The sequence below is a fragment of the Streptomyces sp. NPDC050738 genome (assembly GCF_040654175.1).
Lineage (GTDB): Bacteria > Actinomycetota > Actinomycetes > Streptomycetales > Streptomycetaceae > Streptomyces.
Genome location: NZ_JBFAHN010000004.1, coordinates 345,320 through 369,788, shown reverse-complemented (window position 1 = coordinate 369,788; position 24,469 = coordinate 345,320). Strand labels below are relative to the sequence as shown.

Annotated in this window: 22 protein-coding genes; 10 read left to right on the top strand and 12 right to left on the bottom strand. The window is 70.4% G+C overall.

Annotated features, from left to right (window positions below; all coding sequences use genetic code 11):
- Positions 1-129: 129 nt before the first annotated feature.
- The 3 genes from AB0H78_RS13440 to AB0H78_RS13430 are packed head-to-tail and all read right to left on the bottom strand — an operon-like array spanning position 130 to position 3,358.
- Complete coding sequence (locus AB0H78_RS13440; RefSeq protein ID WP_363234487.1) at positions 130-1,002, bottom strand: acyl-CoA dehydrogenase family protein; 873 nt, start codon at positions 1,000-1,002, stop codon at positions 130-132.
- Between the two features lie 8 nt (positions 1,003-1,010).
- Entirely contained in the window at positions 1,011-2,153 is a 1,143-nt protein-coding gene (locus AB0H78_RS13435) for an acyl-CoA dehydrogenase (RefSeq protein ID WP_363234486.1), read from the bottom strand.
- Positions 2,153-3,358 carry an amidohydrolase family protein gene (locus AB0H78_RS13430; RefSeq protein WP_363234485.1) on the bottom strand — a complete coding sequence of 402 codons (1,206 nt, stop codon included), beginning with the start codon at positions 3,356-3,358 and terminating at the stop codon, positions 2,153-2,155. The genes AB0H78_RS13435 and AB0H78_RS13430 overlap by 1 nt, the downstream gene beginning before the upstream one ends.
- Positions 3,359-3,493: 135 nt before the next feature.
- Between AB0H78_RS13430 and AB0H78_RS13425 the strand changes: the two genes are divergently transcribed.
- Together AB0H78_RS13425 and AB0H78_RS13420 are read left to right on the top strand one after the other, a co-directional pair.
- Positions 3,494-5,047, top strand: coding sequence for an AMP-binding protein (locus AB0H78_RS13425; RefSeq protein ID WP_363234484.1), 1,554 nt, complete (start codon positions 3,494-3,496; stop codon positions 5,045-5,047).
- An 84-nt stretch (positions 5,048-5,131) separates the two neighbouring features.
- On the top strand, positions 5,132-5,623 hold the full coding sequence (locus AB0H78_RS13420) for a DUF1269 domain-containing protein (protein ID WP_363234483.1): 492 nt from the start codon (positions 5,132-5,134) through the stop codon (positions 5,621-5,623).
- Here the strand turns inward: AB0H78_RS13420 and AB0H78_RS13415 are convergent.
- Positions 5,620-6,126, bottom strand: coding sequence for an EF-hand domain-containing protein (locus AB0H78_RS13415; RefSeq protein ID WP_363234482.1), 507 nt, complete (start codon positions 6,124-6,126; stop codon positions 5,620-5,622). The genes AB0H78_RS13420 and AB0H78_RS13415 overlap by 4 nt on opposite strands.
- A 39-nt stretch (positions 6,127-6,165) precedes the next feature.
- Positions 6,166-6,537 carry an STAS domain-containing protein gene (locus AB0H78_RS13410; RefSeq protein ID WP_363234674.1) on the bottom strand — a complete coding sequence of 124 codons (372 nt, stop codon included), beginning with the start codon at positions 6,535-6,537 and terminating at the stop codon, positions 6,166-6,168.
- A 262-nt stretch (positions 6,538-6,799) separates the two neighbouring features.
- Between AB0H78_RS13410 and AB0H78_RS13405 the strand changes: the two genes are divergently transcribed.
- Positions 6,800-7,384, top strand: coding sequence for a sigma-70 family RNA polymerase sigma factor (locus AB0H78_RS13405; protein WP_363234481.1), 585 nt, complete (start codon positions 6,800-6,802; stop codon positions 7,382-7,384).
- 53 nt (positions 7,385-7,437) lie between these two features.
- Entirely contained in the window at positions 7,438-8,601 is a 1,164-nt protein-coding gene (locus AB0H78_RS13400; protein ID WP_363234673.1) for a zf-HC2 domain-containing protein, read from the top strand.
- 63 nt (positions 8,602-8,664) lie between these two features.
- Here AB0H78_RS13400 and purU read toward each other — a convergent pair whose 3' ends face one another.
- Both purU and AB0H78_RS13390 read right to left on the bottom strand, forming a co-directional pair.
- Positions 8,665-9,522, bottom strand: coding sequence for a formyltetrahydrofolate deformylase (gene purU, locus AB0H78_RS13395; RefSeq protein ID WP_363234480.1), 858 nt, complete (start codon positions 9,520-9,522; stop codon positions 8,665-8,667).
- A gap of 29 nt (positions 9,523-9,551) precedes the next feature.
- The gene (locus AB0H78_RS13390) at positions 9,552-9,998 is read right to left on the bottom strand and encodes a hypothetical protein (protein ID WP_363234672.1); all 447 of its coding nucleotides are present in this window, start codon (positions 9,996-9,998) and stop codon (positions 9,552-9,554) included.
- A 173-nt stretch (positions 9,999-10,171) separates the two neighbouring features.
- Between AB0H78_RS13390 and AB0H78_RS13385 the strand changes: the two genes are divergently transcribed.
- Entirely contained in the window at positions 10,172-11,479 is a 1,308-nt protein-coding gene (locus AB0H78_RS13385; RefSeq protein ID WP_363234479.1) for an ABC transporter substrate-binding protein, read from the top strand.
- Positions 11,480-11,514: 35 nt separating this feature from the next.
- Here AB0H78_RS13385 and AB0H78_RS13380 read toward each other — a convergent pair whose 3' ends face one another.
- Together AB0H78_RS13380 and AB0H78_RS13375 are read right to left on the bottom strand one after the other, a co-directional pair.
- Positions 11,515-12,891, bottom strand: a complete 1,377-nt coding sequence (locus tag AB0H78_RS13380) for a hypothetical protein (RefSeq protein ID WP_363234478.1) — start codon at positions 12,889-12,891, stop codon at positions 11,515-11,517.
- 264 nt (positions 12,892-13,155) lie between these two features.
- Positions 13,156-14,544, bottom strand: coding sequence for a transcriptional regulator (locus tag AB0H78_RS13375; protein WP_363234477.1), 1,389 nt, complete (start codon positions 14,542-14,544; stop codon positions 13,156-13,158).
- A 233-nt stretch (positions 14,545-14,777) separates the two neighbouring features.
- On the opposite strand from AB0H78_RS13375, the gene AB0H78_RS13370 reads away from it, so the two are divergent.
- The 3 genes from AB0H78_RS13370 to AB0H78_RS13360 are packed head-to-tail and all read left to right on the top strand — an operon-like array spanning position 14,778 to position 17,954.
- Positions 14,778-15,467 (top strand): bifunctional DNA primase/polymerase, encoded by a 690-nt coding sequence (locus AB0H78_RS13370; protein ID WP_363234476.1) that lies wholly within the window; start codon positions 14,778-14,780, stop codon positions 15,465-15,467.
- Between the two features lie 40 nt (positions 15,468-15,507).
- Positions 15,508-16,287: an ABC transporter ATP-binding protein gene (locus AB0H78_RS13365; protein WP_363234475.1), complete on the top strand. Its 780-nt coding sequence runs from the start codon at positions 15,508-15,510 to the stop codon at positions 16,285-16,287.
- A complete protein-coding gene (locus AB0H78_RS13360) occupies positions 16,284-17,954 on the top strand; it encodes a transporter (protein WP_363234474.1) in 1,671 nt (556 codons plus the stop codon). The genes AB0H78_RS13365 and AB0H78_RS13360 overlap by 4 nt, the downstream gene beginning before the upstream one ends.
- Positions 17,955-17,963: 9 nt before the next feature.
- Here AB0H78_RS13360 and AB0H78_RS13355 read toward each other — a convergent pair whose 3' ends face one another.
- Together AB0H78_RS13355 and AB0H78_RS13350 are read right to left on the bottom strand one after the other, a co-directional pair.
- Complete coding sequence (locus AB0H78_RS13355; protein ID WP_363234473.1) at positions 17,964-18,830, bottom strand: alpha/beta hydrolase; 867 nt, start codon at positions 18,828-18,830, stop codon at positions 17,964-17,966.
- 579 nt (positions 18,831-19,409) lie between these two features.
- Positions 19,410-20,102: a metal-dependent transcriptional regulator gene (locus AB0H78_RS13350; protein WP_363234472.1), complete on the bottom strand. Its 693-nt coding sequence runs from the start codon at positions 20,100-20,102 to the stop codon at positions 19,410-19,412.
- A gap of 149 nt (positions 20,103-20,251) precedes the next feature.
- Between AB0H78_RS13350 and AB0H78_RS13345 the strand changes: the two genes are divergently transcribed.
- Entirely contained in the window at positions 20,252-21,013 is a 762-nt protein-coding gene (locus tag AB0H78_RS13345) for an SIS domain-containing protein (protein ID WP_363234471.1), read from the top strand.
- 6 nt (positions 21,014-21,019) lie between these two features.
- On the opposite strand, the gene AB0H78_RS13340 is transcribed toward AB0H78_RS13345, so the two are convergent.
- Positions 21,020-22,360, bottom strand: coding sequence for a PAS domain-containing protein (locus AB0H78_RS13340; RefSeq protein WP_363234470.1), 1,341 nt, complete (start codon positions 22,358-22,360; stop codon positions 21,020-21,022).
- Between the two features lie 373 nt (positions 22,361-22,733).
- On the opposite strand from AB0H78_RS13340, the gene iscB reads away from it, so the two are divergent.
- On the top strand, positions 22,734-24,389 hold the full coding sequence (gene iscB / locus AB0H78_RS13335; protein WP_363234469.1) for an RNA-guided endonuclease IscB: 1,656 nt from the start codon (positions 22,734-22,736) through the stop codon (positions 24,387-24,389).
- Positions 24,390-24,469 lie beyond the last annotated feature (80 nt).

The window sequence follows — 24,469 nt, the reverse complement described above, 5'->3', positions numbered from 1 at the left end:
TGGCAACACCGGGACAGCTGCGCATCAGAGCCACTCGCATCCAACGGAGCGTACCGGAGCGAGCACCCGACTCCGGCCCGTGACGACCCGGCCGCAGGACACAACCCGATATCGACGCATCGTGACTCCTTACACAACCCCCTGCAACGCCTCGGCGAAACGGTCCTCCACCTGCGCGGCCGTCGGTCCCTGCCCGGCGCGCACCCACGCCCGTTTGAGGTGGAGGTGAACATCTGCCTCCCAGGTGAATCCCATCCCGCCGAACACCTGCAGACAGTCCCGTGCGTTGCGTACGGCCGCCTCGTCCGCGAGCAGCTTGGCGCCCGCCGCCTCCAGACCGTCCCCGGTCACCGCGGCCGCATAGACCGCCGCGCGCGCCAGTTCCGTCCGTACGAGCATCTGCGCGCACAGGTGCTTGACGGCCTGGAAGGACCCGATGGGCCGGCCGAACTGCTCGCGTTCGCCCGCGTATCGGACCGCCATCTCCGTCGTGCGGCCCGCACTGCCGAGCTGGAGCGCGGCGGTGAGGAGCACAGCGACATCGGGCATTTCGCTGTGAGGAGGGGCAATTCGGTGCAAGGGAGTCAGCGGGTCCACGGACCGGATCGCGCGGGCGCCGCTCGCGTCGCCCCGTACCTGGTCCGCGTCGGCCAGCCACTCCACGAGCCCGCCGTGGACCGCGGTGACGACCGTGTCCCCGGTGTCCGCGCCCTTCACCGACCCCGCGGCCAGGTGGGTCGCCACCAGCGGGCCCGGCAGCAACGCCCGTCCCGCCTCCTCGAAGACGAGTACGGCCTCGGGCGGTCCCAGCCCGACCCCGCCGTCCGCCTCGGGCAGACAGAGCGCGAACAGGCCCGCGTCGCCGAGCTCTTTCCACAGACCCCGGTCCAGCGTGCCCCGCTCCACCGCGTCCCGCATCGCCTCGCGCCCGAAGCGCCCGGCGAGCAGGTCGCGGAAGCCGTCCCTCAAAGCCCGCTGTTCGTCGCTGAGTTGAAAGTCCACGGGCGCCTTCACCGTCCCTTCGGTAGGCCGAGGATGCGCTCGGCGACGATGTTCTGCTGGATCTGGGAGGTTCCGGCGGCGATCGTGTACGACAGCGAGGAGAGCCGGTCCGCGGTCCACTCCTGGTCCAGGTCCAGCGCATCGGGGCCGAGCACTTCGGCCGCCGCCTCGTAGAGCTCCTGGCGGGCGTGCGAGTAGCGGAGCTTGAAGACCGAGCCACCCGTGCCGGGGACGCCGCCCGAGCGCTGCGCCTCGCTCACGTTCCACTGGGTGAGGCGCCACAGCGCGCCGAATTCGGCGCTGAGACGGCCCAGGCGGCGGCGCAGGACGGGGTCGTCCCAGCGGCCGTTCTCCCGTGCCGCGGCGGCCAGTTGGCCGAGCGTGCGCCGGCAGGCGACGACCTCGCCGACGAAGGCGGTGCCGCGTTCGTAGGAGAGGGTCACCATCGTCACCCGCCAGCCGTCGTTCTCCTCGCCGACCCGGTTGGCGACCGGGATGCGTACCTCGTCGAGGAACATCTCGGCGAACTCGGCGGATCCGGCGAGGGTGCGCAGCGGCCGCACCGTGATCCCCGGAGCGTCCATGGGCATCGCCAGCCAGGAGATCCCGCGGTGCTTGGGGGCGGTCGGGTCGGTCCGTACGAGCAGCTCGCACCAGTCGGCGACCTCCGCGTGCGAGGTCCAGATCTTGGAGCCGGTGACCACATAGTGGTCGCCGTCGCGGACCGCTTTCGTACGGAGGGACGCCAGGTCGGAGCCCGCGTCCGGCTCGCTGAACCCCTGGCACCAGGCCTCCTCGCCGCGCAGCACGGGCGGCAGCCACCGCTCGCGCTGCTCGGCGGTGCCTTCGGCGGCGATGGTGGGTCCTGCGTGCAGGAGGCCGACGAAGTTGGCCCCTACGTACGGCGCCCCGGCCTTCTCGGTCTCCTCCAGGAAGATCAGGTGCTGGGTGGGGCTGGTGCCCGCGGTGCCCCAGTGGACCTCGCCGTACCCGGCGTCGTACAGCCTGCGCTGCCAGCCCAGGTCGTACGTCCGGCGGGCGGGCCAGTCGAGCGGGTCGGGTCGCGGCGGCAGGGTGGGGAGGGTCGCGGCCAGCCACGCGCGCAGCCTGAGCCGGAAGCCTTCCTCCTCGTCGGTGTAGGTGAGGTCCATCAGTTTCGGCGGTCCCGGTCGAAGTCGAGGTCGAGCATCCGGATCGCGTTGCCGCGCATCAGCTTGTAGATCGTCTCGTCGTCGAGGCCCTTGACGTGGTCGAGGGCGACTTCCCTGGTGTTCGGGAAGGTGGAGTCGACGTGCGGATAGTCGGTCTCGAAGGTCGCGTTGTCGCGGCCGACGACGTCGAGCGAGGCGACGCCGTGCTTGTCGCGGAAGAAGCAGCAGAAGATCTGCCGGTAGTAGTACGTGGACGGCGGCTCGGGGATCAGGTCGCGCACCCCGCCCCACGCCCGGTGCTCCTGCCAGACGTCGTCGGCGCGCTCCAGGGCGTACGGGATCCACCCCATCTGGCCCTCGCTGTAGGCGAGTTTGAGCGTGGGGAACTTGACCAGGACCCCGCTGAAGAGGAAGTCCATCATCGAGGCCATGGCGTTGTTGAAGCTGAGCGCGGCCTGCACGGCGGGGGGTGCGTCGGGCGATGCGGCCGGCATCTGGGAGCTGGAGCCGATGTGCATGTTGACGACCGTGCCGGTCTCCTGGCAGACCGCGAAGAAGGGGTCCCAGTAGCCGGAGTGGATGGACGGCAGGCCGAGGTGGGTGGGGATCTCGGAGAAGGTCACGGCCTTCACGCCGCGCGCCGCGTTCCGCTTGATCTCGGCGACCGCGAGGTCGATGTCCCAGAGCGGGATGATGCAGAGCGGGATGAGGCGGCCGCCGCTGGAGCCGCACCACTCCTCGACCATCCAGTCGTTGTACGCCCGTACGCAGGCCAGGGCCACTTCCTTGTCGTGGGCCTCGGCGAAGGTCTGCCCGCAGAAGCGCGGGAAGGTGGGGAAGCAGAGCGAGGCCTCGACGTGATTGAGGTCCATGTCCTTGAGCCGCTCGGCCGGGTCCCAGCAGCCGCGCCGCATCTCGGCGCGGGTGATGCCCTCCAGGGTCATCTCGTCGCGGTCGAAGCCGACGGCGGCGATGTTGCGCTTGTACGGGAACTTCAGGTCCTCGTAGATCCACCAGTCGGTCGGCGGCCCTTCGGGGTCCATGGTGATCTGGTATTTACCGGCCACGTAGGCCAGTTCGCCGATGCCGGCGGTGAGCGGCTTGGGCCCGCGGTCCCGGTATTTCGCCGGCAGCCACGTATCGAAGAGATGAGCCGGTTCGATCACATGGTCGTCGACGCTGATGATCCGAGGCAGTTCGGTCATGGTGGCTGTCCCCTCCGGCTTTTCTGATGGACCGTCAGAAAGAGGCTAGCCCCGCACCCTCTGGACCGACAAGGCGCAGACCTCTACGCTCTCGACACGATCTGACTACCCGTCAGTTGTAAGGGAGTTCAGGGCATGACCGATTCCGCAGCCGCGACCGCACACAGCCAGGCCCACGCACTGGGCGCATCCGCGACGATGTGGGAGCTGATCGCCCGGCGCGCCGATCTCACCCCGGACCGCCCCGTCCTCCTCCAGGAGGACCGCACGCTCACCTTCGGCGAACTGCGGGACCGCTGCGAGCGCGTGGCCGCCGGGCTGTACGAGCGGGGCGTCCGCGCCGGCACGGTGGTCGCCTGGCAGCTGCCGACCCGTATCGAGACCGCCCTGCTCTCCTTCGCGCTGGCCAGGCTCGGAGCCGTACAGACGCCGATCATCCCCTTCTACCGCGACCGCGAGGTGGGCTTCGCGCTGCGCGAGTCGAAGGCGGAGTTCTTCGCCGTGCCTGGCACCTGGCGCGGCTTCGACCACACCGCGATGGCACACCGGCTCGGCGCCCGGGGCGTCTTCGAGGCGTACGACGAACTCCCGGACGGCGACCCGGAGTTGCTGCCACCGCCGCCGGGCGAGGGCACCTCGGTCCGCTGGATCTACTGGACCTCGGGCACGACCTCGGACCCCAAGGGCGTGCTGCACACGGACCGTTCACTGATCGCGGGCGGCTCATGCCTGGCGCACGCGCTGCATCTGCGCACCGACGACGTCGGCTCGATGGCATTCCCCTTCGCGCACATCGCCGGGCCCGACTACACGGTGATGCTGCTCCTGTACGGCTTCCCCGCGGTGATGTTCGAGCAGTTCGCGATGCCGGGCGCCCTCCCGGAGTACCGCCGCCACGGGGTGACGGTGGCCGGTGGCTCCACCGCGTTCTACTCCATGTTCCTCACCGAACAGCGCAAGGCCCCCGCCGGGAAGCTGATCCCCACCCTGCGCCTGCTCGCCGGCGGCGGCGCCCCCAAGCCGCCCGAGATCTACCACGCGGTGGTCCGCGAAATGGGCATCCAGCTCACCCACGGCTACGGCATGACCGAAGTCCCCATGATCACGATGGGCGCCCCCGACGACACGGCGCAGAACCTGGCCACCACGGAGGGCCGCCCGCCCGCCGGGATGGAGATCCGCATCACCGACGAGTACGGCAAGGAGCTCCCCCCGGACACGGACGGCGAGGTCAGGCTGCGCGGCGAGGCGGTCTGCCAGGGCTACCTCGACCCGGCCCAGTCGGCCGGCGTCTTCGACGCGGAGGGCTTCCTGATCACGGGCGACGTGGGCCACCTCACCGTCTCGGGGCACCTCGTCCTCACCGGCCGCCTCAAGGACATCATCATCCGCAAAGGCGAGAACATCTCGGCCAAGGAGATAGAGGACCTGCTCCACCGGCACCCGGCGGTGGGCGACGCCGCCGTGATCGGGCTGCCGGACACGGAGCGCGGGGAGCTGGTCTGCGCGGTGGTGGAGCAGCGGGCGGGGGCTGAGGCTCCGACGCTGGCCGGGGTGGTCGCGTATCTGCGCGGGGAGGGCCTGGCCACGCACAAGCTGCCCGAGCGCCTGGAGGTGGTCGAGGCGCTGCCGCGCAACGAGACGCTGCGGAAGGTCCTGAAGTACAAGCTGCGTGAGCAGTACAGCTAGAAACCCGCCGGAACCCGCCGAGGAGCCCGCCCGACGAAAGGGATATAGCGTACATAGTGCCGATCTCCGGCCAAGGAGGCATCTATGTCCGAACTCATTGTCATCGGCTACGACGACCCTGCCGTGGCGAAACAGGCCTTCCGGGCTGTTCAGCAGCTGAAGAAGGACTCCGTGGTCGACTTCACCGGTCTGGCCGTCGTCTCGGTGGACGAGGAGGGCGAGACGCACGTCGACACCCCCCGCAAGGACGAGAAGGTGCCGATCGCGGCGACCGCAGGGGCCCTGTGGGGCCTGGTCATCGGCATGTTTGTCCTCGTCCCTGTGCTGGGCATCGTGGGAGCCGCTGTCGGCGGGCTGGCCGGAAAGCTGAGCCAGATGGGGCTCGACGCGAAGTTCCGCGCGAAGGTCGACTCCCTGCTGCAGCCCGGCTCGGCAGCCGTCGTGATCATGGCGCCGGCGACCGGGGAAGCGTTCTCGGAGGCGATGGCGGAGTTCGGCGGCGAGGTCCTGAAGACGACGCTCCCCGAGGACCAGGAGAAGGAGCTCTCCGAGCTGCTCTCGGGCGCCGCTGCCTAGCCGATCGCGTAGTACGAGGCGAAAGCGGCCAGCACCTCGTCCTCGGTGATCCGGCCGTCGCCGTCGCCGTCCAGCGCGCCCGCCACCTGCCCGGAGATCTCGGCGGGAACACCGAGGGTGCGCAGGACCCGGTCGGCGGCCGCGGGCGTCGGACCCGAGCCGTCCTCGTCCGCCAGCGCGATCACCGCGTGGAGGAAGGGGCGGGCGATCTCCGCGAACCGTGCCGGGTTGTCCTGGAGTCTTTTCACCGCACCCGAGACGAATTCCGGCCGGGTGATGCGCTGGTCGCCGTCGACGTCGGCGATCCCGGCCATGCCCTGCCAGAAGGCTTCCGCCCCCGCGTAGAGGGCCTGGCCCTTGTCGCACCGCGCCGTCGTGGAGAACTCCGCGAGCAGTGCCTTCGCCGCCGCACTGAAGTCCTCGCGGTCGATCCAGCCGTTGCCGTCCTGGTCGAAGGTGGCGAACCGCGACGCCGTCTTGCGCTCGTACTCTGCGCTGTCCATGTACCGGAGCGTACGACTCGCCGGAGCCCGGTGAAGGGGTTACGCCGACAGCGGCTGTGCGTCGTCCTCGACGGCCGATGCCACGTCCACGTACACCTCGAACAGACGGCGTACGCCGAGGGCCGCGAGGACCTTGTTCACATGCGATCCGTCGGGCGCTCCCTGGGCGGGGAGGATCAGACGCAGGCGGCCCTGGCAGGAGCGGAGCAGCCGGCGGGCGGCGATCAGGACGCCGACACCGCTGGAGTCGCAGAAGAGAACGTCCGAGAGGTCGAGCACCACGTCGTGGCGGCCCTCGGCCACCGCGTCGTGGACCCGCTGGCGTATGACGGGCGAGCTCACCAGATCCAGCTCGCCGGAGATGCGCAGTACGGCCCATTCGCCCTGGTCGGCTTCGACAACGTTCAGCATCACGCGACTGGACCTTCCCGCTCCGGTTCTTGCCCCCGCTGTGCGCAGCTGCCCCGCAGCCCTCTCATGAAACACCGTTCCCATGAGCTACACACCGAAGGTTTCGGACAGAAGTGATCATATTTGGTCGGCGAGACTGACAGGTTCTTTATCATCGCGAGCCGCCCGCCGGGCGCACTTACCGCAAAGGCACCTGCATTGTCGGCACCCCGCACTACATTCGAAGGGGTAGAGGGGCACAGCGTGCGGGCTTGGGGGCCAGATGCCGAAGGACACACCACCCCGGTGGGACCGCAGGATGCAGCAGCGACTCGCGCGCGGCGAGGCCGCCGCGCTCGGTGAGCTGTACGACCGGTTCGCGTCACTCGTGCACAGCCTTGCCCACCGAGTGCTCGACGACGACGAGGCCGCCGACCGCATCACGCGCGAGGTGTTCGGTTATGTGTGGGAAAACCCCGATGCGTACGACCCCAAGCACGGGTCGATGAGGTCATGGGTGGCCACCCTCGCCCACCGCCAGGCCGTGCACCGCCTGCGCCAGACCGAATCGGCCGCACTGGCGGCGGGCGGCGAAGGCACCACCGAGGATCTGGAGCAGAAGGTACGGGAGGCCTCGGCGGCCGCCCGCGCCGACTACATCGTGACGTCCATGCCCGCCCCTCTGCGGGCCGCACTCGAACTCGCCTATTTCCAGCGCCGTGACTACCGCCAGACAGCCGCCGACCTCGGCGTCACCGAGGACGAGGCGCGGCGCCGGCTGCGGCTCGGGCTGCAGCTGCTCTCCACGGCCAACACCCGCCCCGTCACCGGCGCTTCGGCCCCTCCCGGCTACGGACGTGCACTGTGAACGGCCCGGCGCAGGACGGCATCCCCGAGCCGGCGGAGGAACTCCCGCCCCGGATACCCTCCCAGCGCGGAGTCTCGGAGGCCGCGGACGCCGGGGGCGAACTGGCCACCCCACCCCTGTCCCTGACCCACAAGGTGCTCAAGTCCCTGCTCGGCGCCTGGGCGCTGGCCGCCTGCTCGCCCCAGGAGACCGAGGCCGTCGAGGCCCACCTCACCACCTGCTCCGCCTGCGCGGACGAGGCGCTGCGGCTGCGCGACGCGGTGGGGCTGCTGCACGCCGAGCGGAGCCTGGACCTCGACCCGCTGCTCAGGTCGCGGGTCCTGCAGGGGTGCCTGGCCGGGCGCCCGGCCCGTATCCCCGTACCGGACTGGGCCGCTCCGTACGACGCGGAGACCGCCAGGCTCGACGCCCTGCTCAATGACTTCGGCGATGCGGAGTGGCACGCGCCGGTGCGGCTGAAGTGGTTCGAGAGCGAGCAGCCGGTGTCCCGGCGGACGACGGTCGCGGGCGTCATCGCGCACCTCCTGTCCGTGGACGCGCTGGTGGCCCTGGCGCTGGGCCTGGACGACCCGTTGGGCGGCGAAGCCCCGACGGAACCCACCGAGCGCACCGACCACTTCTGGCGCTCGGCCCACTTCCCGCCGACCCGCACGATCCGCGAGCCGTGGCGGGAGCAGGGCCACGACCTGATCCGTACGGTCTCCTTCGCGGGCCGCGGCGTGGCCGAACTGGACGTCCCCTACGGCGGGTTCAGCCTGCCGCTGCGGGACTCGTTCCTTGACCGGGCCTTCGAGTGCTGGGTGCACGCGGGCGACATCGCGGACGCGGTGGACTATCCGTACGACCCACCGTCGGCGGCCCACCTCCACACGATGATCGACCTGGCCGCACGACTGCTCCCCACCACCCTCGCCGCCCGCCGCCGCGCCGGCCTGGCCGCTCCCGCCCGCAGACTGGTCTCGGCGGGCTCGCCCGGCCGCAGCCTGCGCCTGGAGATCGAGGGGGTCGGCGGCGGCGACTGGTACATCTCCCTGGACTCCCCCGGGGCGATCGCGTCGCCCGCTCACGCGGTGGCCCACATCGCCCTGGACGGCGTGGAGTTCTGTCAGCTGGCCGCAGGCCACGTCTCTCCGGAGGAGGCGGCGGCGGGTCAGGACGGCGACCGCGAGGCGATCAGGGACGTACTGTTCGCGGCGGCATCGATGAGCAGGCTGTGATTTTCGTGCACCCCGCACGCTGATGGGCCCGGGGGGCCTCACAGGCTTCGGGGCGCTGCGCCGTCAGGCGAAGACGACCGTGCGGCGTCCGTTCATCAGCACCCGATGCTCCGCATGCCACTTCACAGCCCGCGCCAGCGCCTGGCACTCCACGTCGCGGCCGACCGCCACCAGCTGGTCCGGAGTGACCTCGTGGCCGACCCGCTCGACCTCCTGCTCGATGATCGGGCCCTCGTCGAGGTCGGCCGTCACATAGTGCGCCGTCGCGCCGATCAGCTTCACACCGCGCGCATGCGCCTGGTGGTACGGCTTCGCGCCCTTGAAGCTCGGCAGGAAGGAGTGGTGGATGTTGATGATCCGGCCGTTCAACGCCTTGCAGAAATCGTCCGAGAGGACCTGCATGTAGCGGGCCAGGACGACCAGCTCGACGCGCTCCTCGCGTACGAGATCGATCACCTGCGCCTCGGCGGCCGCCTTGGTCTCCTTCGTCACCGGGATGTGGTGGAAGGGGATGCCGTACGAGCCGACCAGCTCCGCGAAGTCCGTGTGGTTGGAGACGACGGCCGCGATCTCCACCGGCAGCGCGCCGGTCCGCGAGCGGAAGAGGAGGTCGTTCAGGCAGTGGCCGAATTTCGACACCATCAGCACGATCCGCATCCGGTCGCCGTCGCCGGCCCGGTGCAGCTGCCAGTCCATCGCGAAGGAGTCGCCGACCGCCGCGAAGCTCGCCCGCAGCTTCTCCAGGTTCACCGGCGCCTCCGCCGAGAAGTGGACCCGCATGAAGAAGAGACCGGTGTCACGGTCGCCGAACTGCTGGCTGTCCTCGATGTTGCAGCCCGTGATGAACAGATACGAGGACACGGCATGGACGATGCCCTGCTTGTCCGGGCAGGAGAGCGTGAGGACGTACTGGTCAGCCATGCCGGACAGGGTGCCACAGACCGCTTGAGTCAGGCTGCACGGGTCAGAATGCGGAGCACCTCGAGCGTGCGCGGGGCCGCGTCCGGGTCGTCCCCGTCGCTCGCCGCCAGCCGTACGTGCGCCTCGCGGGCCGCGCGTACCGCCTCCGGCCACCCGTGATGTTCCATATATACGGATACGGGCGCATCAGGCCCCACTTGGTGCATGATCCTCAGCACCCGCAGCACGGCGGTGTCGACCAGGGTGGCCTCGCCCGAGTCGCGGAAGATCGTCCCGACGTACTTCTCGGCGGACCAGTTGTCGAGCCAGGTGTCCTCGACCAGCCGGTACACGGCGTCGGTGACATCCCCGTATCCCTCAAGGCCGGCCAGCCAGCATTCCTGGTGGAAGGCGGGGTCGGAGAGCATGTGGAGCGCCGAACGCACATTGGCGCGCCAGCGCCACCACGGCATGTCGTTGAGTGGCATGGAGCCCATGGTGGCGGTGCGACGGGGTCGGCGGGAAGGGGTTTCGGAAGAAGCTGACACGATTTCGATCGTACGTTCCCTTCAGGCACGCCTGTGCCCGCCCCCGTAATTCACTTTCACGTCACCCAACGTTGAGCGAAGGCCACCGCCCCGTTACCCGGGAGGCGGAAATCTTCATGCCCATGACCGGTGTGCGACGCTCCACCTCCTTCCTCCTCGCTCTCACCATGGCGGCTGGAGCCTCGCTCCTCACCGGCTGCGGGTCGCTCCCTGGGATCGGGGGATCCAGGGAGCCACTCACCGTGATGACGTGGGCGCCCGACGGCACCCAGGCCACCAACATGCCGGGCATGCCCGCCATGGCCGTCGCCTTCTCCCGCTGGGTCAACGACAACGGCGGCATCGACGGGCACAAGATCAAGGTGCTCACCTGCAACGAGCAGAACACCACCATCGGCGCGGGCAACTGCGCCCGGCGGGCGGTCAAGGAGGGTGCGGTCGCCGTCGTCGGTTCGTACAGCCAGTTCGGCTCCGCCTTCATGCCGCCGCTGGAGGCCGCGGCGATTCCGTTCATCGGCGGATACGGCATCTCCGGCGACGAGTTCACCTCCCTCGACTCCTATCCCGTCAACGGCGGCCAGGCCGCGCTCCTCGCGGGCAACGGCCGGCAGCTCGCACGCGACTGCAAGCGGGTCGCACTCATCCGTCCCGACACCATCGACGGCGACAATCTGCCCCCGCTCATCAACTCCGGCCTGGCGGAGGGCCACCGGCGTGCGGCGGTCGACATACGCGCGGCCGACGACGCGGGCGACTACAGCACGGTGGCCGCACAGGCCCTGGAGCGAGTGGGCGCAGGGCCCGGGGTCCCGGCGCGGATCGGCAGATCCGCGGCGCGGGAACAGGCGGGCAAGGGCTGCGTCACGGCCGTGCTCGGGGAGCGCACCGAGACGTTCCTGGACTCCTTCCGCCGGGTCGAGGCCAAGGACCAGCAGGTGCGGATCTCCTCGGTCGTCGGCAGCGTCGGCCAGGCACTCGTCGACTCCACCGGCGGCAAGGCGGGCCCCTTCGAGGGGGCGTACGTCACCGGCTGGTACCCGGAGTCGGGCGACCCGCGCTGGAACGCGATGCGCGGCGTCGTCGACAAGTACGCCTTCGGGGACGACCGGATCGACACGGACGACGCCGGGGTGCAGACGACCTGGGTCGCGTACACCGTGCTGAAGCGGGCCGTCGAGTCCCTCCACAAGGACTCGATCTCCCGCAGCGACCTGATCACCACGCTGAACCGCCGGACTCCGGTGACGACGGGCGGGCTCACTCCGCCGCTGCGGTGGGACTTCGACTCGATGCTGGCGTCGGCGGGCTTCCCGCGGCTGGTCAACCGCTCGGTGACGTACCAAGTGGTGCGTCAGGGGCGGCTCGTGGCGCAGCAGAAGGGCTTCGTGGACGTGGGTGCGACGCTGGAGAACGCGCGCACGTCGAGCTGAGTCCGGGGCCCGGTTCGCCGGGCCCCTTCGCCCCCCTACAGCTGGGTGGCGCCGCGCTTGGTCAGTCCGTACTGGCCCGCGATCGCGTTCCAGAGCTTGGACGCCTGCTGCTTGGCGCCGCTGGCCTGGCCGCTCGCCGCGTCGCCCTGGTTCGCCGCCTGGGTGCGGCGGGCGTGGCCGCCCTTGCAGCCGTGCTTCTTCGCCTTGGCGACCTGGTCGGCCCAGGCGGCGTAGTGCTCGTCGGCGGAAGCGGAGGCATTCCACGCGGTGGTGAGGGAGGCCGACAGCTGGGCGTTGTCCGCCAGTTTGTCGAGCTTGAGGGTCTTCAACTGGGTCACCAGGCTGTGCCGTTGGTTGGCGGCACCGCGCAGGTCGACGGCGGCCTGGCCGAGGTTCTGGCAGGACCTGATGTTGCCGACGGCGCCGATCACGGCGGAGCGGCTGCTGCTGCTGCCCGCGAGCAGCTTGTCGAGCTCCACGGCCTGGGCCTTGCCCGCGTCGGCGGCGGGCTGCTGCGAGTTCTTGCCCGGGGCGGACGAGGAAGAGGCGACGGGCTGCTTGTCGTCGCCCTTCTTGGCGTCGTCCCCGCCGCTGCTCATCAGGGCTCCGACACCGACGCCGATGACGGCGCAGCCGACCACGACGGCGGCGATGAGGGGCGTCTTGGAGGAGCGGCGCCGGCCGGAGTCAGGGGCTTCGTCGGGGTCGTAGGCGTACTGCTGGTGCTGGGGCTGGGGCTGGGGCTGCGGCGGCTGGTAGGACGGCTGCTGCTGGTAGGGCGGCTGCTGTCGCTGAGCCTGGGGCCGCGGGGTGTGGGGCTCGAAGCGCGGCAACTGCTGGGTCTCACCGGCCGGTTGGGGCGGCCCGTCCGTACGGAAGAGGCTGTCGAACTCGGCGGGCGGCTGCCGGTCCTCGGGGGCTCCGGGGCGGATGCCGTACGGCGCGCTGTCGGGGGCGGCAGGGACTGGCTGGATGAACTGGGTGGCGTCGGCGTCGTAGTTCTGCTGGGCGGGCTGCGGTGCGTAGCCCAGGAACTGGGTGGAGTCCGCTGCGGGGACCGGCGCGATGTACTGCGTGGCGTCGGCGGAGCCGTGGGGGGACTCGGGGGGCAAGGGCTGGGCGTAGGACGGGGTTTGGGGCGCGTAGGGCTGGGGCTGCTGCTGAGGCTGCTGGTAGGGCAGCTGCTGCTGGGGCTGCTGGTACGGGAGTTGCTGGTGCGGCTGCTGGTGCTGGGGCGCGGGTTGCTCGGGGCCCCAGGGCTGCCCCCATGGCTGGCCGCCGGCCGGGACGGTGTGTCCGCCGGCAACCTCCGGTATCAGCGGCGCACTTCCGTCCGCGGGCAGCACAACGCCTTCGTGCGCGGGCCGCACAGCGGGAAGCTGCGGCTCGTCGCCCTGTCCGTTCTGCGTCACCGGGACTCCTACTGCGCGTAGACCTACGGAATCGTCGGTTCACGCTACCGGGTGACACGGGGGTGCTGCCACGTGCCCGGGGGTGCGGGTGAGGTGTGTAACACGGCGGGGGTGCGCGGCGCTGATGATGGGGCCGGGCAAATTCAAGCCCCTCCGGCGATTGAGGAGCGGGGGTCCGGGGGCAGAGCCCCCGAAAAGCGGGGGCCGGGGCGGCAGCCCCGGTTTCGGGAAGGGGCGGGTCAGGGGACAGATCCCGGCCTGCGCCTACGCCGCCGCCACCTCCAGCCGCGCTCCGAACTCCCTCACCGGCGCCTCCTCCCCGAACGGCTCCAGCCGCGCCTGCAAGTCCTCCAGATAGTCCGCGCCCCGGTTCGACCGCACGGTCGCGAGCAGTTCCACCGCGCGAGTCCCCGTCGCACACGCCTGCTCCACCTCGCGCTGCTGCACCTGCGCCGTGGCCAGCAGCACCAGCCCGATCGCCCGGCGCCGCACCTTCCCCTCGGGCAGTGCGGCCAAGGCCTCCTCCGCGCGCCGCGCACCCGCCTCGCCCTGGCCCAGGTCCCGGTGGCAGTGCGCCAACTCGTCCGCGAGGTACGCCGTTCCGAAATGCCCGATCCAGGCCGGATCGTCCCCGCTCTCGCCCTCCCCCTCCGCCACGTCCATCGCCGTCAGCGCCTTCCCCGCCACCAGCTGCGTCGTCCGCGCGTCCCCCAGCAGCGCGTGGCCCCGCGCCTCGGCCGCGTAGAACATCGCCTCCACGCGCGCCGTGACCCGCCCCCGCGCACCTTCCTGCGCCGCCCGCGCGAGCTGCGCGATCTCCCTCGGGTTGCCCAGCTGCGCCGCGAGGTGCGACATCGAAGCCGCCAGTACGTAGCCCCCGTACCCCCGGTCCCCCGCCGCCTGCGCCAGCCTCAGCGCCTGGATGTAGTAGCGCTGCGCTAGCCCGGGCTGGCCCGTGTCGATCGCCATGTAGCCCGCGAGCTCCGTCAGCCGGGCCACCGCGGCGAACAGCTCACGGCCCACCGCGTCGCGGTACGAACCGGCCAGCAGCCCCGACACCACGCTGTTCAGGTAGTGGACGACCACCGGGCGCACATGCCCGCTCCCGAAGCGGTGGTCCAGTTCCACCAGCGCCTCGGTCATCGCCCGGACCGCCTCGACGTCCGAGACCCCCACCCGCGCCCCCGACGACCGCGCCACCGCCGCGTCCGCGCCCGTGATCAGCCAGTCCCTGCTCGGCTCGACCAGCGCGGAGGCCGCCACCGTCGATCCGGAGAGGAAGTCCCTGCGGCCCACGTCACTGCGCCACAGCTCACACACCTGCTCGATCGCGCCGAGGACGGTGGGCGAGAACTGCAGCCCCACCCCCGACGCCAGGTTCTTGCCGTTCGCCATCCCGATCTCGTCGATCGTGACCGTACGGCCGAGCTTGCGGCCCAGCGCCTCGGCGACGATCCCCGGCGCCCGCCCGCGCGGCTGCTGGCCGCGCAGCCACCTGGCCACCGAGGTCTTGTCGTAACGAAGGTCGATCCCGCGCTCCGCGCCGACCATGTTGACGCGGCGCGCGAGCCCCGCGTTGGAGCAGCCCGCCTCCTGGATGAGCGCCTGCAGGCGCTCGTTGGGCTGGCGTGCGACGAGAGGCCTGGCGGCCATGGGTACCCCCTGCATTGATCACAGTGCAGATCACTGTGTTGATCACTTCCCGGCAGATGTCCGGAGAATGCGGATGAAGGAGCAATTCCGCGCAGTTCTCCCCATGTGGCTACCCACCCCCGCACCGCATTCGCATGCGCGCCCCCGTACGTGCATCCATGCGCCCCACATGCCGGAACGATGCTCCACCGCCGCCCGCCCCGCGCCCGTAACCCAAGGTGGCGGCGGGAGTTGTGTTCTTCGTGGAAGAGACCATCGCAGGCACAGCAGGCACGACGGCAGCCGCACACATCCCCCAGCAGCGAGGCGAGCTCCTCCTCGACTGCGCCGTCCGGTACGCGGAGGAACGGCACTGGGACGTGTTCGCCGGCGCCTGGCTGGAGGCGGAGGACGGCGTCGAACGGTGCTCCTGCGGCGAGGCCGAATGCGCGGCGCCCGGTGCGCACCCCAACGGTTCCGACTGGGCGACGCAGGCGACGGGCAGCGCCGTGGCCGCGCGCCGGCTGTGGTCCAAGATGCCCAAGGCCTCGATCCTGCTGCCGACCGGCCGCACCTTCGACGCGATCGACGTCCCCGAGACCGCCGGCTTCCTCGCGCTCGCCCGCATGGAGCGGATGGAGCTGACGCTGGGCCCCGTGACCTGCACGCCCGACCGCCGGATGGTGTTCTTCGTGCTGCCGGGCGCGGGCGTCAAGGTGCCCGATCTCGTACGGAAGTTGGGCTGGGCGCCGTCCGCCCTCGATCTCGTCGTACGCGGCGAGGGCGACTACGTGGCCGCGCCCCCGACCAGGGTCGGCAGGAGCGGCGCAGTGCAGTGGGCGCGCCGTCCCACGCCCGCGAACCGCTGGTTGCCCGACGCGGAGGAACTGATCAGTCCGCTCGCGTACGCCTGCGGCCAGGAGGCCCGCGGCAGCCGCCCTTAGTGTGGTCCCCATCAACGGGGACTTCGAAAGGCGCGGCACCATGCCCGACCAGGCAGTGGCGGTAAAGGTAAGCGGACTCTGGAAGCGGTTCGGCGAGCAGGTGGCCGTCGCGGGGATCGACCTGGAGCTGCCCGCAGGCCAGTTCATCGGCCTGGTCGGCCCGAACGGTGCGGGCAAGACCACGACCCTGTCCATGGTCACCGGGCTGCTCAGGCCCGACATGGGCACGATCGAGGTCGCGGGCCACGACGTCTGGCAGGACCCGGTCGCGGTCAAGTCCCGTATCGGCGTGCTCCCCGAGGGCCTGCGCCTCTTCGAGCGGCTCTCGGGCCGCGAACTCCTCGCGTACAGCGGGCGGCTCCGCGGGCTGCCCGGCGCGGAGGTCGACAAGCGGGCGACGCAGCTCCTGGACGTACTGGACCTGGCAGGCTCCCAGCACAAGCTGGTCGTCGACTACTCGACGGGCATGCGCAAGAAGATCGGGCTGGCCGCCGCCCTGCTCCACAATCCCGAAGTGCTGTTCCTCGACGAGCCGTTCGAGGGTGTGGACCCCGTCTCCGCCCAGACGATCCGCGGCGTCCTGGAGCGCTACACCGCCTCGGGCGCCACCGTCGTCTTCTCCAGCCATGTGATGGAGCTGGTCGAGTCGCTCTGCGACTGGGTGGCCGTGATGGCCGCGGGCCGCATCAGGGCGCAGGGTCCGCTGGCGGACGTACGGGGTGAAGCACCCTCCCTCCAGGAGGCGTTCCTGGAGCTGGTCGGCGCGAACGGCCGCGACGCGGGGACCAGCCTGGACTGGCTCGGCGGCGGTGCCCGATGAACGGACCCACCGACGGTCTGGGCGCGCTCGGGGTGGACGCGGACGGACCCGCACCTGCCCAACAGAACGCCGCGCCGGCCGACTTCGCCCTCACGCCGATCTTCATCAGGCTCAAGCTCTCCCTCCTGCGCAACGGTCTTCGCCAGTCGTCCGGGCGCAAGGCCGCGTACATCGCCTCGATGGTCGTCGTCGCGCTCTTCGGCGCGCTGCAGCTCCTCGGGCTGATCGCCCTGCACGGCAACGCGCACGCGGGCTCGCTCACGGCGATCCTCGTCGCGGTCCTCGCGCTGGGCTGGACCGTGATGCCGCTCTTCTTCCCCAGCGGCGACGAGACGCTCGACCCGACCCGGCTGGTGATGCTCCCGCTGCGGCCCGAACCCCTGGTGCGGGCGCTGCTCGCCGCGTCGCTCGTCGGCATCGGACCGCTCTTCACGCTCTGCCTGGTGCTCGGGTCGGCCATCGCGGTGGCGACGTCCGCCGCCGCGGCGGCCGTCGCCGTCGTCGCCGTGCCCCTCGCCATCCTGCTCTGCGTGGCGCTGTCCCGTGCGGTGGCGGCGGGCAACGTACGGCTGCTCACCTCCCGCAAGGGCCGCGACCTCGCCGTACTGAGCGGGCTGATCATCGCGGTGGGCATCCAGGTGGTGAACTTCGGCGCCCAACGCCTCGGCCGCTCGGGCGGGTTGTCGGCGCTCGACCCGGCCGGGGACATCCTGCGCTGGGTGCCCGGTCCATCCGCGATCGGCGCGGTCGCCTCGGTGAGCGAGGGATCGTACGGGCGGGCCGCCGCCCAGCTCCTCATCTCCGCCGCCGGGCTCTTCCTGCTGCTCCGCTTCTGGCAGAACTCGCTCATCAAGCTCATGACGTCCCCCGACGGCTCGACGATCGCCGCCGCGGAACCCGTCCGCAAGGACTCCGCGTCCGGCATCGGCCGGCTGCTCCCCCAGGGCCGCACGGGCGCGGTCATGCACCGCACGCTGCTCTACATCTGGCGCGACCCCAAGACCAAGGCCGCCTGGATCACCTCGCTCGCGATCGGGCTGATCGTGCCGATCTTCAACGCCCTCCAGGGCAGCGGCTCGATCTACTTCGCCTGCTTCGCCTCGGGGATGCTCGGCGTCCAGATGTACAACCAGTTCGGCCAGGACACCTCGGCCTTCTGGATGGTCGCCCAGACCATCTCGACCACCAAGGACGCCTACGGCGAGCTGCGGGCCCGCGCCCTGGCCCTGCTCCTGGTCGCCCTTCCGTACACCGTCCTGGTCACCTTCGTGACCGCCGCGGTCATCGGGGACTGGTCGGCACTGCCCGAGGCGCTCGGTCTGGCGCTGGCGCTGCTCGGCGCGATGATGGCGACGGGGGCGCTGGCCTCGGCCCGCTTCCCGTACTCGATCCCGCAGGACAACGCCCACAAGAACGTCGCGCCCGGCCAGGGAGGCATCGCCGCGATCTCGATCTTCGGCGGGATGGTCTCGGGTGCCGTGCTGTGCGCGCCGGTGATCGCCCTGCTGATCTGGCTGCATGTGACCGGTGCGCACGGCTGGCTCTGGGTGCTGCTTCCGCTGGGTGCGGTGTACGGGGTCCTGATCGCCTGGGCCGCCCTGCGTCTGGCGGCACCGCAGACCTCGGCCCGGCTGCCGGAGATCCTCGCGGCGGTCAGCAAGGGGTAACGGAGCCCGTCACGAGGACGTCAGGACGCCGTCCAGGAAGGACTCGACCGCCATGCGCCAGCCCTCGGGCTGGTCGTAGTGGACGAGATGGCCGGCGTCCGCGACCTCCGCGTACTGGCCGCGCGGCAGGACTCTGACCATCTCCTGGGCCTCCGCACGGCCCAGCTCCCCGTCGAGGCCGCGGACGACCAGGGTGGGGCACTGGACCTGGGCGAGCTCCTCCCAGTGGGCGTCGTACACCCAGGTCTCGCGGGACTTGAGCATCTGGCGGCGGGAGAAGACGGGACGCCATCCGTCGGCGCGCTCGGCCATCACCTCGGCGAAGAACTCGCCGCGGGCCGGGCTGGGGCGCTCCACCCAGGGGTCGTCCTCGCCGAACCACTTGCGTACGTCGGCGAGGGTGGCGAAGGGGACGGGCCAGGACTTGAACCAGTCCTCCCACTCGCGCTGGGACGCGGCGCCGAGCGAGGAGGCCCGCATGTCGCAGATGACGACGGCCCGGACGAGGTCGGGGCGTTTGGCGGCGAGCTGCCAGGCGGTGAGGGCGCCCATGGAGTGGCCGATCAGGGTGACCGGGGCGAGGTTCAGCTGTTCGACTGCGGCTTCCGCGTCGGCCACGTAGGCCTCGCGGGTGAACGGTCCTTCGCTGGGCCTCTCGCTGCGTCCGTGGCCGCGCTGGTCGAGGGCGACCGCGCGGTGGCGCTCGGTGAGCCAGCGGGCGGTGGAGGCCCAGTGCGAGGCGCGGCCCATCAGCCCGTGCAGTAATAAGACCCCTGGGGCGTGGTCCGCCTCCGAGCGCCCCTTCGGGGCTTCGGCGAACTCCCAGGCGGCGAGGCGCACGCCGTCGGCTCCGGTCACGTCGATACGCCGCACCATGTGTTCCGGCACCCCCTTCTCGTTCCCCAGGATCGAACAGGTTGCTTCAGCCCCACCAGGCTATCGAACTCGTATTCGAAAAAGCGCCCCTCCCACACAACACCCCTCTTTCGAGTGACGGCACTCAAGGATTGGCCGCTGCTGCCGAGGGGAGATCTTCAGCGGGGGGCGGACCGCTCGGGGATGACGGTCCGACGGAACTGACCTTGAGAGCTCGGGGCTCCAGGTCAGAGCAGGGGAGGACAGGCCCCGGCGCCTTCGGGCGCCGGGGCCCTCTGCGCACAGGAGCGAGTGCGGATGCGACAGGCGCATTCAGCAGCTCCTTTCCCGGCCGCGACAAGCGGGCCGAGCCGGCACGTCCGGGTCCGGGACGTCCGGGTCTCGCACATCTGGGTCGTGCACATCCGGGTCGTGCGCTTGTCGTACTCGCATACCGAAGCCCGGCGCAACCCGCTGTGGCGCGGCACGCTCGGACCTCAGGTCATATGCCTCAGCCGACAGCCTTGCACGGCTCGCGCCCGAGCGCTGCCCATACGCCGGTTCTCAACGGACCTACGGCGTACGGGTGTTACGTCCCGATCAGCGCTTGGCGACGAAGACGTGCGACGCCACCTCGGAATCGAGCTCGGCGGCCTCGCCGCTGCTCCCCACGAGGACCCCGCCGGGCGAATCCGTCACGCTCACCACCGAGCCCGGCTGCACGCCCGCGCGGCGCAGCGTGTACATCAGCTGGGCGTCCGTCTGGATCGGCTCACCGATGCGCCGCACGACCACGGTCTTGCCCTCGGGACCCGGGTCCAGATCGGCCAGGCTGACCATGCTGTCGTCCAGGAACGGATCGGCCTCGGCCTTCTCGCCCAGCTCCTCCAGGCCCGGGATCGGGTTTCCGTACGGAGACTCGGTGGGGTGACGCAGCAGCTCCAGGACCCGCCGCTCCACCGCCTCGCTCATCACGTGCTCCCAGCGGCATGCCTCCGCGTGGACCTGCTCCCACTCCAGGCCGATCACATCGACCAGCAGACACTCGGCGAGGCGGTGCTTGCGCATCACCCGCGTCGCCAGCTTGCGGCCCTCTTCCGTCAGCTCCAGGTGCCGGTCGCTCGCGACGGCCACCAGGCCGTCGCGCTCCATCCGCGCCACGGTCTGGCTGACCGTGGGACCGCTCTGGTCCAGCCGCTCCGCGATCCGGGCACGCATGGGGACCACACCTTCCTCCTCGAGTTCGAGGATGGTGCGGAGGTACATCTCGGTTGTATCAATCAACCCCGACATTTGGTGCCCCTTGTTTGACTAGTGCGCTGGCCCGAGGAGGGTGCTGGAGGTCCTCCTGGCTCAATTCTGACGCATAGCTCCGACAACCGGGCCGCGCCGGGGTCGAGCGGTATTGACAGTCCACAGGTCCAGACCGCAACGTGATCGCCATGACCAACGCGAGCGACAGTCTGGCCGGGCAGTTCTTCGACTCCGCGATCGGGCTGTTGCAGCAGGTCCGGGACGGTGAGGCCCACAGTGTGGCAGCCGCCGGGACCATGATCGCCGACACCGTCGAAGCGGGCGGCCGGCTCTTCGCTTTCGGCGCAGGACACTCCTCGCTCCCCGCCCAGGACGTGGTCTACCGCGCCGGCGGCCTGGCCCTGATGAACCTCCTCGTCGTCCCCGGCACCCTCGGCGTCGACGTCATGCCCGCCACGCTGGGCTCCGCCCTGGAACGGGTCGACGGCCTCGCCGGCGCGGTCCTCGACTCCAGCCCGGCCCAGCCCGGCGACGTACTGGTGATCATCTCGATGTCCGGGCGCAACGCACTGCCCGTGGAGATGGCGATGAACGCGCGCGCCCTGGGCCTGAAGGTGATCGGCGTGACGTCCACGGTCTTCGCGACGGAGACCAAATCGCGGCACACCTCGGGCACGTACCTCAAGGACCACTGCGACGTCGTGATCGACAGCCGCATCCCGATCGGCGACGCGGAGCTCACCGCCGAGGGCATCGACGCACCGTTCGCACCGGCGTCGACCGTGGTCACCAGCGCGCTGATGCAGGCCACGATGGCGACCGCGGCGGGCGAGCTGGCCAAGCGGGGCGTGGAGGTACCGCTGCTGAGGTCGGGGAACGTCGACGGCGGCCACGAGTGGAACGGCCGCGTGCTCAAGGAGTACGGCGACCGCATCTTCTACCGCCACTGAGCGAATTCAAGCCCCCGGCCCCGAAAGGGCCCTGGCCAAGTCCACCGCGGCAGCGATCCGCACGGCCACACTCTCCGCGTACACCGCATCCGGCTTCTCGAACGCGGCCCGCGAAGCCCCCCGCAGGAACGTCACCACCCCCAGCGTCAGCCCCCTGCTGCGCAGGACCACACAGAGCGCGTGCACGGTCCCGGGCAGCCACAGCCGGTCCGCCGCCCACCCCGTGTCGGCAGCCGCCCCGCTCGCCCGGACCGCCCCGATCCGCTCGACGGCCTGCAGCGCCGGGTGCCCGGCCGCGTACCGCAGCGGGATCCCCGAGGCATACGGCAGCGTGGGCCCCGGCTCGGGCGAGGGCGTGGCGGCCGCCCGTACGAGCCTCGTCCCTCCCTCGGGGACCAGATCGATCAGCGCATGGTCGGCGAAGCCCGCGAGCGCGTAGTCCAGATACGAGGTCGCCGCCTCCATCGGGTCCTCGCACTCGGAGGCCGCATGCGAGGCCCGGTGCAGCTGATTGGCGCGGAAGCGCAGCCGGTCCGCCTCCTGCGCGGCCTCCTTGGACTCGGTGACGTCCTGGAAGAGCCACCCGACCCCCAGCGGAACAGGCTCCTCCGCCAACGGCGAAGCCAGCCGCAGGAACCCGCACCGCCAGCACCGCCGCCGCTCCCCCTCGGCCGTACGCAGCGTCACCCAGATCTCGGCGGGCGCGGGCAGCGCGCCTTCGGCCAGTACGTGATGGAGCGCACCCTCCAGCTCATCCACGCCCTGCAGGATCAGCTCGCCCAGCGGCCGCCCGAGGAGCGTGGAACGCCCGGCCGAAAGGGCCCGCGCCGCATGGGCGTTGACGACGGTGGGACGCAGATCGACGTCGACCAGGACGACCCCCCACGACGCGTCCTCGAAGAGCGCCTCGCTCAGCGCGATGGCCCGCTCCAGATCGATCTGGGCGTGCACCTCGCTGAACGCGCAGTAGATCCCGGCCGGTTGGCCGTCGGCGCCGCGCACCCCGGCGGACTGCATCCGTACGAGAACGCGCCCCCCGTCCTTCCGCAACAGCGCGAACTCGTGCACCTGCCGCCCCGGCACACCCATCACGGCCATCAGCCGCCCCTGCACCTCGCCCGCATCGGCACTCCGCACCGCCCACCCCGCGAACCCCCGCCGCCCCACGGCCTCTTCGGGCGTCCATCCGAGGATGCGCTCGGCCTCGCGGTTCCAGTGGGTGATGACACCGTCCGCGTCGAAGGCGCAGAGAGCGGCGTCCATTCCGTCGAGGAGTGCGGCCAGAAGATCGCTGGTCGGCTGCTCGGTGGGCTGTTCGTGTTCGGGCTCGATCCGGGAAGCACTCATCCTGAACCCCCTGGCAGGACGTGTCCGCCGCGTATGACGTCTACCCGATCATTGAACGCGAACGTGACCCAGCCCACACGCGACTTTCAGAAATCGTTGCTCTGGACGTGCCGCAGCGAACTGCCGGACAAGCCCTAACACAGCCCAAGTCCCCATGCCGGACAATCCCGTTGATTCGGCAAAAATCACATCCAGCCGTGATGAGCCCTGAATTATCGCCCGATCGTGATGCGGCAGCTACGGTCGCAGCACACGCTCGAAAGGAGGTCACTCGCTCCCCGGCCCGGCTGCCGGGCTCATCTCCATCTGCGGAGGCGGGCAGAGTGACCAGCTCCAGTCATCGCGATCAACAGGTCCAAGGCAGGTGCCCTTGATGGCTACGTTTCCTGTAGGTGAGAAGACCCACCAGGCTGTGCTTCCTCAGCAGCCTGCTCTGGAATCCGTGGGAGCAGACACCCCTGGGAGCAGGGACGAAACGGCTCACGGACAGCCCGCCACCAGGCGGCACACCGGCATGGAACATGAGCGAGGGGAGACCGGCGGCGAACGCACCACATCCCGTCGGCGTCACGCCGGACCCGATGCCACGGCACCGGGTCCGGCAGAGAACGGGAACGGTGACGTTCCCCCGCACAACTCGCCATACGGGGGCGGAACAGGAGCAGGCAGGGTCTTCGTCCTCGCAAAGGACGGAGCCCCCCTCATGCCCTGCCACCCCGCACGCGCCCGCCAACTCCTCGATCGCAGCCGCGCCGTGGTCACACGGCACGCTCCGTTCACCATCCGGCTGAAGGACCGAACCTTCGCCGATTCCGAAGTCCAAGGGGTACAGATCGGGATCGATCCCGGCTCAAAGTTCACCGGAATCTCCGTCATGGACGAGAAGAAGCAGAGCAATCACGACGGGTCAACATCCACTGTGCGGCGCGGACTTGCCGCAGTCGAACTCCAGCACCGCGGCGAACAGATCCACCGCAGCATGCGGCAGCGCGCAGGCTACCGCCGCCGCAGACGCTCGAAGAACCTCCGCCACCGAGCGCCGCGCTCCCACAACCGCACCCGCCCGAAGGGCTGGCTGGCCCCGGCAGTACGCCACCGGGTCGACACCACGATCTCCACCGTCCGCCGGCTGTCCCTGCTCGCCCCAGTGACCGGCATACACGTGGAGAGCGTGGCATTCGACACGCATGCCATGAGCGAGGGCAGGCCGCTCAGCGCTGTCGAGTACCGCAACGGCACACTCGCAGGCACCGAAATCCGCGCGTATCTCCTCGCCAAATGGGGCCGTGCCTGCGCGTATTGCGGGGCAACCGGTGTGTCCTTGAACATCGATCACGTCCGCTCCCGCAGCCGTGGCGGCTCCGGCCGCGTCTCGAACCTGACGCTGGCGTGCGTCGCGTGCAACCAGGCCAAGGGCTCCCTGCCCATCGAGGCCTTCCTCGCACACCAGCCCAAGAGGCTCGCGGAAATCCTGCGCGAGATGAAGAAGCCACTGCACGACGCAGCTGTCATGAACGCAACTCGGCGACAGCTCATTGGGGCCCTCAGCACCCTTGGTGCGCCCGTTCACACCTGGTCGGGCGCCCGCACACAGTGGAATCGCAACGCGATGGGACTGGGGAAGAGCCACACCATCGACGCCCTTGCCGTCGGTCACCTCGACCTTGAGTGCGGGGACGCCATCGTCCGCGTTCCCGAAACGATCCACATCGTCAATGCCACCGGCCGCGGTTCGTACGCCCGCACGACCCCCGACCGCTACGGCTTCCCCCGGCTCCACCGCACCCGCGCCAAGCAGCACTACGGCTATGCAACCGGCGATCTGGTGCGCGCCGTGATGCCCAGCGGGAAGTGGGCCGGGACATGGACCGGACGCATCTCGGTACGGGCCAGCGGGCAGCACAGCCTGGCTGTCCACGGAGGCCGTTTCAACGTCTCCTACCGGCACCTTCGACTTCTTCAGAGGGCCGACGGCTACGCCTATGCCACAAGGGTCGAGCCCACGCTCGGCACCAGTAGGGAAAAATAGGTTGAGCGCCCTAGCGGCGACTCCTAATGTGATGCCCACGCACTGAGAGGAGGTGATCCGTAAGTGAAGGCTTACCGGAC